The organism is Streptomyces sp. NPDC006265 (assembly GCF_040613555.1).
In the GTDB taxonomy this organism is placed as follows: domain Bacteria; phylum Actinomycetota; class Actinomycetes; order Streptomycetales; family Streptomycetaceae; genus Streptomyces.
In genome coordinates this window covers 1-15,177 of record NZ_JBEXSH010000114.1, presented here as the reverse complement: position 1 = coordinate 15,177, position 15,177 = coordinate 1, and the positions used below count along the sequence as shown (strand labels likewise).

The following is a 15,177-nucleotide window of genomic DNA, read 5'->3' as shown; positions in this document are numbered from 1 at the left end:
CTCTCCACGACCTCCAGGGCCCGGGGGTCGCCCTGGCAGAGGGTCTCGTCGTTGATCCCGTTGCGCACGGGCACCCATGCGGCGCCCATGTTCTGGAAGCCGTGGCAACCGGAGTTGTCGTGCTGGAGGTAGTGGAGCAGATCCTGGAGCAACCAGGTGTGCGCCGCGTTGCCGACGCCCTCGTGCCGGATCAGCATCTGGGCCTGGTGGGCCACTTCGGCCCAGGACAGGTGCCAGAGCGCCACCTGGTGTTTGCGGCGCCGGTCGATCTTCACGTCGACCAGTGGGCTGCCCTCCAGCGCCACGTCGTTCGACAGGGTGACCACGGCCTCGTAGCCACGCCGGGCCGCGATGTCCATGTAGGCCTGCACCTGGTCGGACTTCAGGGGATTGCCGTTGGTCTTGGTCTCGACGAGGGCCGTCCACAGCTTGCCCGCGCGCTCGACGCGGATCACTCCGTCGGGGCGCCGGGGTGTGTCCCCGTGCGGCAGGCAGACCTCGGTGAACGTCTCCATGCGGCCGGACGGCGCGCCGAAGGGGGCGGTGATGCGCCTGCCGAACCGCGGCACCTGGGTCATCACCGACAACAGCACCGACGTGGCCCGCGTCTCCCGGTCCCGGTCGTTCTTGAGCGCCGACACCGGGAAGAGCCGGGCCTGCCTCCACGACTCGTTCTCCGCCAGGCTCTTCACGGGCTCCCTGGGCGGTGTGACCTTCTTCTTCGCGGTACGGGGCCTGGCGGCCGCCCGCTTCTTCGGCGCGACCTCCTCCTCGGCCGGCGGGCGCGGTGCGGGGACCGCCTCCAGCGTCGCCTGCGGCGGGGTGTCGGGGGTGCTCACGACGCGTTCCTGCGCCGCCTCCGTCCCGGACTCCGCCTCGTCGTCCTCGATGTCGACGCCGAAGTCCGTCGCCAGCCCCGCCAGCCCGCTCTCGTACCCCTGACCGACGGCCCGGAACTTCCACTCCTCGCCCCGTCGGTACAGCTCACCGAAGATGATCGCGCTCACCTGGCCGGCGTCCTCGATGACGAACCGGAGGAGGCTCTCGCCCACGGCGTCGGCCAGGGTCACCTGCACGTCGTCCAGTTCGCCGAAGCGCGCTCCCTCGTAGCGGCTCGCGGCCACGACGATCCGATCCACCTCGGCCGGGACCGCGGTCAGGTCGAAGCTGATCCGATCCTCGCTGCCGTCTCCGGTCGGCTCCTTGCCGAGCAGTTGCACGCTTCCGTCGGCGGCCACCGGGTTGTTGTAGAAGTAGAAGTCGGCATCGCTGCGTACCTTGCCGTTCCCGTCCAGCAGCAGGACGGACACGTCGGCGTCGCCCTCCCCGGTCGGGCTGGACCAGCACAGGCTGACGATCGCGGAGCCGACGTTCTCGCTCAGGGACGTCAAGGACACGTTCGAGCCCATGGTCATGTCACGCACAGAACCCCCCCACCTCTGCGACACCTGTGACGTGTCGCACACCGGGCACTTTAATGTGCAGACCACGCGAACGTGGGGCGCTCGTGGGATTCCGCTCGTAAGGCTGCTGCCCATTGCCCGGGCATTCCTCTATGGCTAGCCTGTGTTCGTCATGCCGATCGCCTGTTGAAATCTCGAACGCAGGCGCCGAGACATATTAGGGAGGGTGCCGGTCGTGGGACGCCTCGTACCAGCTGTGACCCGGGCTCTCGACATTCTCGAGCTCTTTCTCGACGGGGACGGAACGCTCTCCGCCCCCGACATCGTGCGCCGGCTCCAGCTGCCGCGCACCACCGTGCACGAGCTGGTGACCACGCTCGCCGCCCGGAAGTACATCGTTCCGATGCCCGGCCAGCCCGGACGCTACCGGCTCGGTGTGCGCCCCTACCAGCTCGGTGCCCGCTACTCCGAGCAGCTCGACCTCGCGGCCGAGGGTCAGCAGGTCGCCCGGACCGTCGCCGAGACCTGCGACGAGACCGTGCACGTGGCGATCCTCGAGGACACGGACGTCATCTACATCGCCAAGGTCGACTCCACGCACGCCGTGCGGATGGTGTCGGCGGCCGGCCGCAGGCTGCCCGCGCACTGCACGTCCGTCGGCAAGATGCTGCTGGCCTCCCTTCCCGAGCCGGAGCTCACCGCGCGCATCCCCGACAGCGCCGAGCTGGTCGCGATGACCCCTAACAGCATCACCGACCCGGGCGCCCTGCGCGAGGCTCTGGCCGAGATCCGTGAGCGGGGCCTCGCCGTGGAGAACCGCGAGTCCAACCCGGACGTGTCCTGCGTGGCCGCGCCGGTCCGCGACCGCACCGGGCAGGTCGTCGCCGCCCTGTCGATCTCCGTGCCCATGATCCGCTGGAGCGAGGAGCGCCGGGCCGAGCTGGAGCAGCTCGCCGCCAAGGGCGCCGCCGAACTGTCCGAGCACCTCGGGCACCGGAGCCCCGCATGACGACGCCGTACGAGATCGCGGTGCGTGCCGAGGCCGAGCTCGGCGAGGGACCCACCTGGGACGCGGCGGCCGGCCGTCTCCTCTGGATCGACATCCTCGGCTCCCGCCTGCACACCTACGACCCGGCCACCGGACGCCGCGCCGTGCGCCGCACGGAACAGCACATCGGCGCAGTCAAGCCGCGCGCCGGCGGCGGGCTGGTGCTGAACCTGCGCGACGGGATCGGCCTCCTCGATCCCGACGGCGGCTTCCGCTGGCTCCACCACGAGCCGGTCTCCGGCCGCCGCGCCAACGACGCCGCCGTCGCCCCCGACGGCGCGCTCTGGGCGGGCACGATGCGCTACGACGAGGCACCGGGGGGCGGCACGCTGTCCCGCGTCACCGGGGACGGCTCGGTCGACGTCGTGCTCGACGAAGTGGCCGTCAGCAACGGCACGGGGTGGAGCCCCGACGGGCGCCTCATGTACTACATCGACTCCCCGACCCGGCGCGTCGATGTCTTCGACCACGCGGACGGGCGGATCACCGGGCGGCGGACCCTCGCCGAGATCGAGGAGAGCGCGGGCTTTCCGGACGGGCTGACCGTGGATGCCGAGGGGTGCGTGTGGGTCGCCCTGTGGCAGGGGTCGGCGGTGCGGAGGTACACCCCGGACGGCGAGCTGGACCGGGTGATCGAGCTGCCGGTGCCGCTGGTCACGGCCTGCGCGTTCGGCGGGGCCGACCTGAGCGATCTGTACATCACCACGGCTCGGGTGGGGCTGACCGAGCCGCCCGCGCTCGCGGGATCCCTGTTCGTGGTGCCGGGGGCGGGTAAGGGACTGGCGCACCCGCCGTTCGCAGGCTGACGCCAGGCAGGGGGGCAGGGGGCGCGGGCGGCCGGTCCGCGAGACACCCGCAGGCGCGCGTACGCCGACGGAGCGCCGACACCGGACCGGAACGCCCCGGCCTCAGCGTCCCGTCCGGTCCAGCCGCCGCAGGAGCGTCCGCTCCTCCTCCGTCAACGGCGCCCCCACCGCCGCCGGCAACGGCGGCCCGCTCAGCGTCGCCAGGACGGTCGAGGGCCGTAGCAGCCGAGTCGGCCCCGTCGTCATGCTCATCACGTCCCAGAGCGCCGACGCCGCCGGGTACGAGCCGGTCGCCGTGCGGATCATGCGGCGGGTGTAGGCGGTGACCAGACGATCGGCTACCCCGGGCGAGCCCCCGCGCGTCCCGGGGTACCAGACGTCCTGGCTCACCGCCATCGTCCACGCGGCCTCCACCGGCCTGGCCGCCCGCCGCTGCACACGCCGGGCGAGCCCGGGATCGCCGAGCCCGGACCGCCGCAGCTCGCGGTCCAGCTCCCGGGCGCCCAGCGCGGCCACCGACATGCCTTGTCCGTAGGCGGGGTTGAACGTGGCCAGCGCGTCACCGAGGACCACGAGGCGCTCGGGCCAGGAACGGACCTTCTCCAGGTACCGGCGGTGATTGCTGGTGCTGCGGCTGACATGGACCTCGGTGAGCGGCTCCGCGCCGGAGATCAGCCGGCCCACGATGGGGTCGGGCAGGTCCAGGGTGTACCGGAGGAACGCGTCCGGGCCGGACGGCGGTTCGCCGCCGCCCCGCGTGCCGGCGAGGCTGACCATCCAGCGGTCCCCCTCGATCGGCAGCACCATGCCGCTGCGTCCGGGCCGCCCCTGGTACGGATCGGCCTGCACCATGGTCAGGGGGAAACGCCCGGCCCCTTCGGGAGTGCGGTACAGACGGGTGGCGTTCACCAGGCCGGCGTCCACCGTCTTCTCGCGCACGTCGTCGACGCCCAGCCGCGCCAGCCAGTGCACGATCCGAGAGCCACGTCCGCTCGCGTCCACCACGAAATCGGCGGTGAGGTCCTCCTCCCCGGCGGCGGTCGAGAGACGGACCCCGGTCACACGCTGCCGTGACCCCGTCAGCTCCAGCACCCGCGCCGTGCGGATCACCACCCCGGTGTTGTCCAGCACGGCGCCCCGCACCGCCCAGTCGAGGAGCGCCCGGGTGCAGGTCAGCATGCTCGGGCCGGGGTGACGCCAGCGCCGCAACCAGCCCTCGGGCGTGAGAGCGACCATGCCCGAGCCGAGCGGTATCTCGTGCGCACCGGCGGCGAGCAGGTGCTTGCGCATGCTCACGCCCGGCACCAGGTCCTCCATGGGGGCCAGCCCGCCGGCCATGAGGAGATGCGCGTGACGTCCCTGGGGCAGGCCCTTGCGGTGCTCCGGCCCCTCGGGCAGATCGTCGCGGTCGAGCACGACCACCTCGTCCGCGACGGCGGACAGGGCCGCCGCGGCCAGCATGCCGGCCAGACCCGCACCGATGACGACTGCTCTACGCGACATGCGACTCCTCGCACTCAGCCATGAAGGCTCCTTAAGCCCTGCGGGCATTCCCCGACGTCCGGCCACCGCCGCGCGCAGCGCACAACACCGCCCGCCGGCACCGGTTTCGGGCCATGCGGCCCTCGTCCCGGACGGCTCTCACCGTACCTTCACGTTCCGCGCCCGCAGCCCCCCGTGCGGGTCTCGTCCGTGAATGCCGCCGGGGGTGACCTCGGGGGGCGTGGTCAGGCGGTGAGCGACCTGCCGTCCGTGTGGTCACGCGCCAGGGCGCGGATCGCCCGGAGGTCCTCCGTGCGGCGCAGGACCCGGGACACGGCGCCGATCTCGCGCAGCAGTTCCGTGGTGTCACGGGCACCGGTGCCGTCGTCCTCCCGTGTCCGGTCCCTGGCGTCGGCCGCGTCCAGGATCGCCGCGGTGGCGGCGAGTGACTTCGCCAGGTCGGGCGGGTGGCCGAGGGCGAGGGCGGCCTCGTGGAACCGTTCGCGCCGGTCCTCGTCGATGTGCCGGGCGAGCGGCAGCAGCACGTCGCGGATGAACGTCTCCCGGCGGACCAGTCGCAGCTCCGGCGTCGCGCGCAGCAGGAACGGGACCCCTGTGCCGTTGACCGTCTTCATCAGCAGGTAGAGCGGTCGCAGTTCGTGGAGGGCGAGCCGGACGTGCCAGCGGCCGTGCAGGTATTGCCCCGCGTGCGGGAGGATGAAGCCGACGGCGATGAGCACGGCGGACAGACAGGCGAGCGGCGGGGCGACGGCCGTGCTCAGCCAGTCCAGGTTCCGCCCGGACCAACGGGCCACCACTGCACTGATCTTGGCGGCGTCGAAGAGCAACTGCGCCGCGTATCCCACGCCGAGGAACTTCAGCCCCCAGCGCAGCAGCGAGTCGAGCCCGTCCGTGCGGACCCAGTTCCAGATCAGCCCGTTGGTGACCAGCGCGGCCACGGTGTGCGCGAGCAGGTAGAGCACGATCACTTCGCGCATGTACGGGGTGTTCGCGTAGTACGTGTCGAGATCCCGCAGCCGCTCCACCGGTACGTCCGCGAGAGCGAACAGCACCCACATCGCGACGATCACACTCGAATAGACCGCCACGACCCCCCGCATCGCGCGCCGGGTGCGGTCCGAACGGTCGGAGAGGCCGTTGCGCCAGGAGATGATCAGCAGCAGGCAGAAGGCGCAGAACGCGGTGAGCAGTGAGTAGACCCAGGGGCCGGAGAAATTCGCCACCCCGGTGAGCCGGTTGACCCGGGCGATCGTCGACGGCGCCACGAAGACGAACACCGCGCAGGCGAGCAGCAGCAGCCCGCCGACCGCGCGCAGCATCGGGTCCTTCCAGAGCCGGATGATGCTCGGCAGTTTGATGGCCAGGGCGGCGGCGAGGACCCCCGCGGGGATCCACCAGAAGTTCGGATAGAACTGGTTGACGAACTCGGCCGGGGTCAGCGCCACCGTCGTCACGGTGCCGCACCTCCTCGTGGTCCCCGGTAGCCCAGCGACCGCTGCAGGGGTTCGAGGGGTACGTCCGGCCCGCGCCCGCCCGGCAGCAGCGCCCGGCAGCGCGCCGCCAGCTGATGTCCGAAGGCATCGGCCTCGTACTCGTCCCGTTCCCGGGAGCCGTTGCGGGCGGCCACGGCGAGCGCGACGTCCTTCCACCCCGGCCGGTCGGCGAACGCGTCGGCCGCCGCCGCACCCGCCCCCTGGTGATGCCGGTGCCCGGCGTGCAGATGCCACAGCTCGTGCCCGAGTATGACCAGTTGCTGCACGGCCTCGGCCCGTTCCTCGACGATGACGAGGTCGAAGTCCTGGAACTCCACCCACAGGCCGGTCACTTCGATCTCGTCCGGGAAGCGTTCGAAGCGCAGCTCGACGAGCCGTCCGCCGCGCCGGGTGCTCATCTCCTCGCACAGCGCCCGGCACAACGACCGTACGTCGGTGGGGTGCCGGGGTCTCGCCCCGACCGCGGTGGCGAGCTCGGCGGCCAGGCCGCGCATGGCTGAGCCACCGCGTGTTCGCCTGAGCGCGGCGGCGACTCGGGCGGCCCTGGTCCGCGCGCCCGCGATGTCCATCGCTCCCCCTTCTCACCGCCCGGCCCGTCGACCGACGACGGGCTGTCGGCGCGTCCGAGACTACGCGCCGGAAAGTGTGCGCGTCATGCGATCCGACGTCCGATGTTCAACGGAGAACGACCGTTCCTGCCCGGAACGTCCTGTCTGAAATCTGGCGTGACCATTGACGCGCAAGCGCTTCGAATTTACGGTCCCGTTCGAAGTAACGAGCGGCATCCGAAATACCGAACGGTTTCTGATCATCGATCGTAAGGGCAGGGCATGGGACGACCTGACCTGAATCGCAGGCAGCTTCTCGGCGGGCTCGGCGGCCTCTTCGTGGCGAGCAGCTTCGGCTTCGCCGCGCTCGGCACCGGAGCCGACGCACTCGCCGCCGACGCCGAGACACGGGTGCGCTACTGGAATCTCTTCAGCGGCGGCGACGGCTCCAACATGATCGCGATGCTGGACGCCTTCCGTGCGGCCAACCCGGACATCGCCGTCAAGGACTCCACGCTCCAGTGGGGCAGCCCCTTCTACACCAAACTCGCCATGGCGGCGGCGGGCAACCGCGCCCCCGACCTCGGCGTCATGCACCTCGGCCGGGTCACCGGCTTCGCACCCGGCCGCCTCCTCGACCCCTGGGACGTCGGCCTGCTCGCCAAGTACGGCGTCCGGGAGCAGGACTACAACCCCACCCTGTGGAAGCGCGGCGTCATCGACGGCAAGCTCTACGCCCTCCCGCTCGACATCCACGTCCAGCTCTGCTTCTACCGCAAGGACGTGCTGAAGAAGGCGGGGCTGCTCGGCGACGACGGCCGGATCGTGCCGGTCACCTCCCCCGACGAGTGGTTCGACGTGTTGAAGGAGGCGAAGCGCGCCACGAAGAAGGGGCTCCAGACCATCGGCATGTGGAACGCCGACCAGAATTTCCAGTGGTGGTTCTTCGTCGCCTTCTACACCCAGCTCGGCGGCACCTGGTTCAACGCCGCCGGCACCGAGGCCACCTTCGACACCGACAAGGCCGTCCAGGTCCTTCAGTTCCTGCGCCGGCACGTCACCGACGGGTACTCCGACCCGGGTTTCGGAGGCCTCGCGAGCGCCGAACAGTTCATCAACGGCTCCCCCTTCGTCTGGGAGGGCAACTGGTCGGTCCCGGTCTACTCCGGAGCGAAGCTCGACTACGGAGCGACCCCACTGCCGCCCGTCTTCGGCCGGCCGGCCACCCACGCCGAGTCGCACTCCTTCGTCCTGCCGCACCAGTCGGACCGCGCCGGCGCCACCAACGAGGCCGCTCACCAACTCGCCGCCTACGTGGTCCAGCACGCCCAGCAGTGGGCGGCCGGCGGCCACATCCCCGCGTACACCCCCACCCTGTCCACGGCGGCGTACAGGAAGCTGGACCCGCAGAGCGAGTACACCTCCGCCATGGACCATCAGGCCACCGAGCCGAAGGTGTGGTTCGCGGGCTCCACCGGCATCCTCGCCCAGCGCGTCGGCCCCATCGTCGTCTCCTCGACGATGGGCTCCGCCAAACCGGAGACCGCGGCCGGCCGCATGAAGAAGACGCTCACCCAACTCCTCGCCACGAAGAACCCCATGGACGGGAAGACCGCCGCAGAAGGAGGTGCCGCCTGATGGCGACCAGCGCCCACACCATCGCCGCACCCGCACCCGCACCCGCACGCGCGACGACCGCCGCCGGCAGCGCCACCCTCCGCCGCAAGCAGGGCTTCCAGCACGGCGGCTGGTTCGTCGCCCCGTTCCTGATGCTCTTCGCCGTCTTCGTGATCTGGCCGCTGCTGCGCGGCGTCTACCTCAGTTTCACCGACGCCAACATCACGGGCGAGGGCGCGAGCTTCGTCGGCCTCGACAACTACCGCGAGGCGCTGGAAGACCCCCTGGTGTGGGACTCCCTCGGCAACAGCGCGTACTTCACGCTGCTGGTCGTCCCCTGCATCACCGTCCTCGCCTTCCTCCTCGCGATGCTCGCCCACCACATCGAACGCGGCAAGTGGCTGTGGCGGCTCTGCTTCTTCGCCCCGTTCCTGCTGCCGTCAACCGTCGCGGCCAACCTGTGGCAGTGGCTGTTCAACCCCGGCACCGGCATGATCGACCACGTCTTCGGCCTCGAGACGCCCTGGCTGACCGACAAGTCCTACGCGATGCTCGCCATCGTCATCACCACCCTGTGGTGGACCGTCGGCTTCAGCTTCCTGCTCTACCTCGCCGCCCTCCAGGGCATCCCGGACCACCTCTACGAGGCCGCCAGACTGGACGGCGCGAACGCCTGGCACCGCATGGTCCACATCACCCTGCCGATGCTGCGCAACATCACCGGGCTGGTCATCGCCCTCCAGGTCCTCGCCTCGCTCCAGATCTTCGACCAGGCCGTCGTGATGATGGACTTCCTCCCCGGACCCGAGGGCTCGACCCGCACCTTCGTGCAGTACACCCTCGAAGAGGGCTTCACCAGCTACCGCGTGGGCTACGCCTCCGCGATCTCCGTCATCTTCTTCGTGATCATCGCGGCCGTCGCCCTCGCACGGATGTGGCTGCTGCGCAACGTCAAGGAGACCGCCCGATGAGTACGGCCGCACAGCCCCGCAAGCCGTGGACCCCGAGTCAGATCGTGCTGACCCTCCTCGGCGCCGCCGTCTCCGTCGTCTTCCTGGCCCCCTTCGCCTGGGGCCTGTTCACCTCGCTCAAGTCCGAGACCGAGGCGGTGGAGGTCCCGGCGCACTGGCTCCCGAAGGACTGGACGGGCCAGGCCTGGAAGGCCCTGTTCGAGTCCGGCAACATCACCAACTGGTTCGTGAACTCCCTGGTCGTCTCGGTCTGCGTGACCTCCGTCGTCCTGCTGGTGAGCGCCCTCGCCGGCTACGGCTTCGCCCGCACCGAGTTCCGCGGCAAGAACGTCCTGATGGGCCTGGTCATGGCGGGCCTGATGATCTCGCCCGCCGTCCTCGGCGTGCCGCTGTTCACCACGGTCCAGCAGATGGGCATGGTCGACACCTACTGGGGCATGATCCTTCCGCAGTGCGCGCCCGCCGCGATGGTCTACATCCTCTACAAGTTCTTCCAGGGCATCCCGCCGGAGCTGGAGGAGGCCGCGTTCATCGACGGCGCCGGCCGCTGGCGGGTCTTCTTCACCATCGTCCTGCCGCTCTCCCGCCCCTCCCTCGCCGCGGTCGGCATCTTCACCTTCATCGCCTCGTGGAACAACTTCCTCTGGCCGTACATGGTGACCAACAACCCCGACCTGATGACCATGCCGAACGGCATCGCGACCGTCATGAACTCCTACGGCATCCAATGGGCCCAGCTCATGGCCGGCGGCCTGATGGCGGGCCTGCCGTTGATCATCGTGTTCGTGTTCTTCCAGAGGCAGATAGTGGCCGGCGTGGCACATACAGGCTTGGCAGGTCAGTAACGCCCTTCTCAAAAGAGAACCACCCACCCCGAAAGGCGAAAATGCACAAGGCCCGCTTCACCCTCGACCCCGCCTTCACCGTCGGCGAGGTCAACCCCCGCCTCTTCGGCAGTTTCGTGGAACACCTCGGCCGCTGCGTCTACACCGGTATCTTCGAACCCGACCACCCCACCGCGGACGCCGAAGGACTCCGCCAGGACGTCCTGGACCTCGTCCGCGAACTCGGCGTGACCGCCATCCGCTACCCCGGCGGCAACTTCGTCTCCGGCTACAAGTGGGAGGACTCGGTCGGCCCGGTCGAGGACCGCCCCCGCCGCCTCGACCTCGCCTGGCGCTCCACCGAGACCAACCGCTTCGGCCTCTCCGAGTACATCGCCTTCCTGAAGAAGATCGGCCCCCAGGCCGAGCCCATGATGGCCCTCAACCTCGGCACCCGGGGTGTCGCCGAGGCCCTCGAACTCCAGGAGTACGCCAACCACCCCGCCGGCACGGCCCTGTCCGACCTCCGTGCCGCGCACGGCGACAAGGACCCCTTCGGCATCAACCTCTGGTGCCTGGGCAACGAGATGGACGGCCCCTGGCAGACCGGCCACAAGACCGCCCAGGAGTACGGCCGGACCGCCGCCGAGACCGCCCGCGCGATGCGCCAGATCGATCCGGGCGTCGAACTCGTCGCCTGCGGCTCCTCCAGCCAGTCCATGCCGACCTTCGCCGCGTGGGAGGCGACGGTCCTGGAGGAGACGTACGACCTCGTCGACTACATCTCCCTGCACGCCTACTACCAGCCCGAGGACGGTGACCTCGACTCCTTCCTGGCCTCCGCCGTCGACATGGAGTCCTTCATCGAGAACGTGGTCGCCACCGCCGACCACATCGGCGCGAAGCTGAAGTCGAAGAAGAAGATCAACCTCTCCTTCGACGAGTGGAACGTCTGGTACATCTCGGAGTGGCACGAGATCGAGAACTCCGGCGCGCGGGACTGGGCCGAGGCCCCGCGCCTGCTGGAGGACAACTACAGCGTGATGGACGCGGTCGTCTTCGGCTCGCTCCTCATCGCCCTGCTCCGGCACGCCGACCGTGTCACTGTCGCCTGCCTCGCGCAGCTCGTCAACGTCATCGCGCCTATCATGACCGAGCCCGGCGGCCCGGCCTGGCGCCAGACCACGTTCTTCCCGTTCGCGCAGGCGGCGCGGTACGGCCGCGGTCAGGTCCTGGACGTGCGCGTGGACTCCCCGAAGCACGAGACGAAGAAGTACGGCGAGACCGACCTGCTCCACGCCACCGCCGTGCGCGCCGAGGACGGCACCGTCACCGTCTTCGCCGTCAACCGCAGCCGGACCGACGCCCTGCCCCTGGAAGTCGCCCTGAGCGGCCTCGACCTGACCCGCGTGGTCGAGCACAGCGCCCTCGCGGACGCCGACCCCGACGCCCGCAACACCCTCGACGACCCGGAGCGGGTCGCCCCGCACGCGGTCGACGGCACGGCGCTCCAGGACGGCACGCTCAGCGCCGTCCTGGAGCCGCTGTCCTGGAACGTGATCCGGCTGGCGTGACGGCCCCGGTCAGCGTTCGATGTGTGGCAGGGCGGTCGAGGACGCCGAGGTCGAGGCCGTCCCGACCGCCCAGTAGCCGTCCGAGCCCGGCACCTTCGCCAGGGCGTTCATGACGACGGGGGTCGTGGCCACCGGCCCCCGCTCGCTCACCCAGGCCGTGCCGTCCCAGCGCAGGTAGTGGGCCCGGGTCTGGTCCCAGAAGTCCCAGCCGGCGATCCGGTCGGGCCGCCCCCGCGCGTCGGCGACGATCCCGTTCAGCATGCCGACACCGAACGGCTCGGTGACGCCCTGCCAGGTGCTGCCGTCACCGTGCAGGAGCAGGACGCCCGGGGGCTTGCCGATCGGTCCGCCCACGCCGTAGTCGTAGCCGACGAGCCACAGATCGTCGTCGGCGACCGGCAGCAGCCCGGTGAGGCTCGCGCGCAGGCCCTGGTAGGCGGGCAGTTCGGTCCAGGCGGAGCCGTTCCAGCGGGCCACGATGCCGACGCCGTACAGCCAGACGTCGCCGCGCGGGGTGAGCTGGACACCCGAGGGCGTGACCGTGGGCGTGCTCGGTGGTGCGGGGAGCCAGGTCCAGGCGCCGCCGTCGTGGTGCAGGAGCAGCAGGCCCTCGGAGGTGCGCCCGGAGAACCAGGCTCCGCCGCCCGGGTCGACCGCGACGCCGGTGAGGGAGGTGCCGGACCTGCCCCGGCCGGGGAAGTCGGTCTCCCGCCAGGTCGTTCCGTCCCACGCCAGCAGATGCGTGGCGCCGGCCGTGTCGGCGCCGATCGCCCACGCCGAGCGGGCGCACGTCCCGGCGACGGAGTGCAGATAGCCGCGGAAACCCAGGTGGGCGAGGCCGGTCCGCGCCCATGCCGTGCCGTCCCACACCAGAGCCAGGGGCGAGCCGAGGGTGCTTGCGCTGCGGCCCTCCTCGCCCACGGCCCACGCCAGGCCGTCCCCGGCGGCGGCGACGTCCCGCAGCTGGGCGGCCGGCGTGCCGTCCGGTGCCGGCACGGCCTGCCACTCCCGGGGCGCCCCTGTTGCCCGTGCGGGCGCCGCGGTGGCCCGCCCGCCGCCCACCGGGGCGAGTCCCAGACCCGCCCCGGCACCGGCTAATCCGCTGATGAACCGTCGTCTTCGCACAGAAGTCCCCTCCCTGTCGCGGCCCGAAGGCTCAACACGGTGAACCAGCCTGCCGGAGAAGGCAATGCGCGCGGACGGCCCGATCCGGTCACACCGGTTTCACGGGCACTCCTCCGGCCGCCGCGCCCAGCAGGGCCAGCCGCGCCTCTCCGGGCCCGGACGGTGTGGTCCCATCGGACAACACCGCCAGTGCCAGTGTGTTGGCACCCCGTGTGCGCAGAATCCCGTTGGGGAGCACGAAGGTGTGCTGCGGGCCCACGTCGTTGATGTACTGGCCCATGTTCCAGCCGTTGAGGAAGATCTGGACACGGTAGGCCCGGCCCGGGTCGTCGTCGAGGACGAGCCCGATCGAGGCGTCGACACCCGGGGCGACGTCCAGCCGGAAGTCCGTCCGGTACCAGGTGACGCCCTGCCGGCGGTCGGACCGGGGGAGTTGGGCGTCCTTCCAGTCCCCGTCGTCGTACTCCGGCAGATGCCAGCCCTCGCGCTCCCCGTGCAGCCCGCCGGTGTTCATCGGCCCGCGCACGGGATCGGGCGTGGAAGCGCCCTGGATACGCCACGTCACCTCGGGGGAGCCGCCCTCGAAGGTGACGGCGGTCAGACCCCGCGCGGCCTTGTGCGTGTCGAGGGCCTTGCCGTCCATGTCGTGCTGCATCCGGCGGACGAGCACGGACAGCACGTGCCGGTCACGCTTCTCGCCCTGCTCCCGCCCCCGCTCCTGTTCCTTCTCTCGCTCCTCACGGAACTTCTCCCGCAGCTTCTCCGGCAGGTCGAAGCCGGCCTTCGCGGTCCACGTCCCCTGCCGTGCCCGGTCCTTGTCGGGGACCGGCATGCGGTGCGTGCCGAGCGGCTCGCCGTCCAGCCAGGCCATCAGCAGGCCCTGCGTGCCCGTGCTGTAGGCGAGGGAGACGGACTCGATGCCGTGCGCGCCGGTCCACTCGCCCCGGTACCAGACGTCGCCGTAGTGGAAGCCGTAGTCGTCGGCGAACAGGACGGGCTGCCCGTCGGGTACGGGCGTGGTGCTGAACGTGGTCTCCTTGTCGGCCGTCGTCCAGTCCGAGTCGTCGAAGTCCGGCTCGGCCTCCGGGTTCCCGGCACGCCGCCGCCAGCCGTCCAGGGCGGGCAGGGCCGGCCGGGTCACCCCGGGCAGCGGCCGCAGCGCCAGCAGACTTCCGGAGGCGCTGATCCGGGTGGGGACCGGGCGTCCGTTCCAGGTGACGTGGGTGATCCCGCGCGGCCCCCACACCTCCAGGCCGGTCTGCCCGGTGGTATCGCCGGTGAGGTGGACCGTGGAGCCGCGCAGCTCCGCCGAGCGCAGCAGGGCGGGGCCGTAGACGAGGAGCACGCCGGACGGGGTCTCGTAGGGCCACAGCCGCAGGGCGGTGGCGTCGTCGGCGAACAGCACCAGCATCGGTGTGTCCACCCCGTCGCCCTCGACCCGCACGCGGCTCAGCCCGCCGGCGCCGAGCGGGGCCGTGATGTTGAGCTTGCCCAGGTTGTACGCCCAGGCGGGCTCCGCGTCCAGCCGCATGGGCGTCGGCTCGTCCGCGCACTCCAGCACGACCTGGGCCATCTCGCCCCGGCGGCCCGCGAACACCGCGATGTCCTGCCGCCCGGCGGTCAGACTCACCATGGGCTGCACGGTGGAGTGCACCAGCGTCCGCCGCCCGAGCCGCAGATTCGCGGCGATCAGTTTGGCGTCGCGGGCCGGGACGGTGACCGGCACGTCGATCCCGGCGTCCGGAAGCGGCGAGGAGACCGCTTCGGCGGTGTCGTTGCGCAGGACGTACAAGTGGGCCCCGGTGTCGGGGTTGGTCAGGTGGTAGACCTTGATCCGCTCGTCGGCCGCTCGCACGGACTTCGCCCGGTTCAGCCTGGCGAGGTCGGGCACGAACCGCAGCAAGTGCCCGGCCTGGTGCATCGGGGCGAGCTTCGGGGTGGCGTTGCGGGCCTCGTCGAACGCGGCGCCGTAGTCGTACGAGGTGTAGACGGCCGGCGCGGGCAGCCAGCCCCAGGAGGTGCCGCCGTACGTCATGTAGACGTTGTGCAGCGTGATGCCGTTGGCGAGATTGGTGAGGTGGAAGCGCCGCTCGTACGCCGCGTCCCGGGTCCGGCGTGCCTCGGCGTACCCCTTGCCGTCGAACGCCGACCCGCCCCACGGGTCGAACCAGCCCCCGCCGAACTCGGGCAGATCGGAAGAGCGTCGGGTATGGAAAGAGTGTAGTCTGGTCGGAGTAGATCTCGGAGGTGGCCGTATCATTAAAC

General features: G+C 70.9%; 11 protein-coding genes and 1 pseudogene. 6 read left to right on the top strand and 6 right to left on the bottom strand.

The genetic code is table 11. From position 1 onward, the window contains the following. Window positions 1-1,415: TerD family protein (locus ABZ281_RS12590; protein ID WP_356654782.1), on the bottom strand; the 1,415-nt coding region annotated here is incomplete at its 3' end. Window positions 1,416-1,638: 223 nt separating this feature from the next. On the opposite strand from ABZ281_RS12590, the gene ABZ281_RS12585 reads away from it, so the two are divergent. Both ABZ281_RS12585 and ABZ281_RS12580 read left to right on the top strand, forming a co-directional pair. After that, window positions 1,639-2,412 (top strand): IclR family transcriptional regulator, encoded by a 774-nt coding sequence (locus ABZ281_RS12585; protein WP_356654780.1) that lies wholly within the window; start codon window positions 1,639-1,641, stop codon window positions 2,410-2,412. Then, on the top strand, window positions 2,409-3,257 hold the full coding sequence (locus tag ABZ281_RS12580) for an SMP-30/gluconolactonase/LRE family protein (RefSeq protein WP_356654778.1): 849 nt from the start codon (window positions 2,409-2,411) through the stop codon (window positions 3,255-3,257). Before ABZ281_RS12585 ends, ABZ281_RS12580 begins: the two co-directional genes overlap by 4 nt. Before the next feature lie 102 nt (window positions 3,258-3,359). Here the strand turns inward: ABZ281_RS12580 and ABZ281_RS12575 are convergent, their stop codons facing one another. The 3 genes from ABZ281_RS12575 to ABZ281_RS12565 form a co-directional block, all read right to left on the bottom strand. Next, on the bottom strand, window positions 3,360-4,760 hold the full coding sequence (locus ABZ281_RS12575) for an FAD-dependent monooxygenase (protein WP_356654776.1): 1,401 nt from the start codon (window positions 4,758-4,760) through the stop codon (window positions 3,360-3,362). A gap of 224 nt (window positions 4,761-4,984) precedes the next feature. Beyond that, window positions 4,985-6,214, bottom strand: coding sequence for a DUF6545 domain-containing protein (locus ABZ281_RS12570; protein WP_356654774.1), 1,230 nt, complete (start codon window positions 6,212-6,214; stop codon window positions 4,985-4,987). Then, the gene (locus ABZ281_RS12565) at window positions 6,211-6,822 is read right to left on the bottom strand and encodes a toxin-antitoxin system, toxin component family protein (protein WP_356654772.1); all 612 of its coding nucleotides are present in this window, start codon (window positions 6,820-6,822) and stop codon (window positions 6,211-6,213) included. Before ABZ281_RS12565 ends, ABZ281_RS12570 begins: the two co-directional genes overlap by 4 nt. Window positions 6,823-7,083: 261 nt before the next feature. On the opposite strand from ABZ281_RS12565, the gene ABZ281_RS12560 reads away from it, so the two are divergent. From ABZ281_RS12560 to ABZ281_RS12545, 4 genes are read left to right on the top strand one after another with little or no spacing between them, the layout of a single operon-like run. Further along, window positions 7,084-8,439 carry an extracellular solute-binding protein gene (locus ABZ281_RS12560; protein WP_356654770.1) on the top strand — a complete coding sequence of 452 codons (1,356 nt, stop codon included), beginning with the start codon at window positions 7,084-7,086 and terminating at the stop codon, window positions 8,437-8,439. Beyond that, window positions 8,439-9,389 carry a sugar ABC transporter permease gene (locus ABZ281_RS12555; protein WP_356654768.1) on the top strand — a complete coding sequence of 317 codons (951 nt, stop codon included), beginning with the start codon at window positions 8,439-8,441 and terminating at the stop codon, window positions 9,387-9,389. The genes ABZ281_RS12560 and ABZ281_RS12555 overlap by 1 nt, the downstream gene beginning before the upstream one ends. After that, window positions 9,386-10,234, top strand: a complete 849-nt coding sequence (locus tag ABZ281_RS12550) for a carbohydrate ABC transporter permease (protein WP_356654766.1) — start codon at window positions 9,386-9,388, stop codon at window positions 10,232-10,234. The genes ABZ281_RS12555 and ABZ281_RS12550 overlap by 4 nt, the downstream gene beginning before the upstream one ends. Before the next feature lie 41 nt (window positions 10,235-10,275). After that, window positions 10,276-11,787: an alpha-N-arabinofuranosidase gene (locus ABZ281_RS12545; RefSeq protein WP_356654764.1), complete on the top strand. Its 1,512-nt coding sequence runs from the start codon at window positions 10,276-10,278 to the stop codon at window positions 11,785-11,787. A gap of 9 nt (window positions 11,788-11,796) precedes the next feature. Here the strand turns inward: ABZ281_RS12545 and ABZ281_RS12540 are convergent, their stop codons facing one another. Both ABZ281_RS12540 and ABZ281_RS12535 read right to left on the bottom strand, forming a co-directional pair. Beyond that, window positions 11,797-12,783, bottom strand: a complete 987-nt coding sequence (locus ABZ281_RS12540) for a hypothetical protein (protein WP_356654762.1) — start codon at window positions 12,781-12,783, stop codon at window positions 11,797-11,799. A 217-nt stretch (window positions 12,784-13,000) separates the two neighbouring features. After that, window positions 13,001-15,103 (bottom strand): annotated as a pseudogene (locus tag ABZ281_RS12535) (beta galactosidase jelly roll domain-containing protein); the annotation flags it as partial. Window positions 15,104-15,177 lie beyond the last annotated feature (74 nt).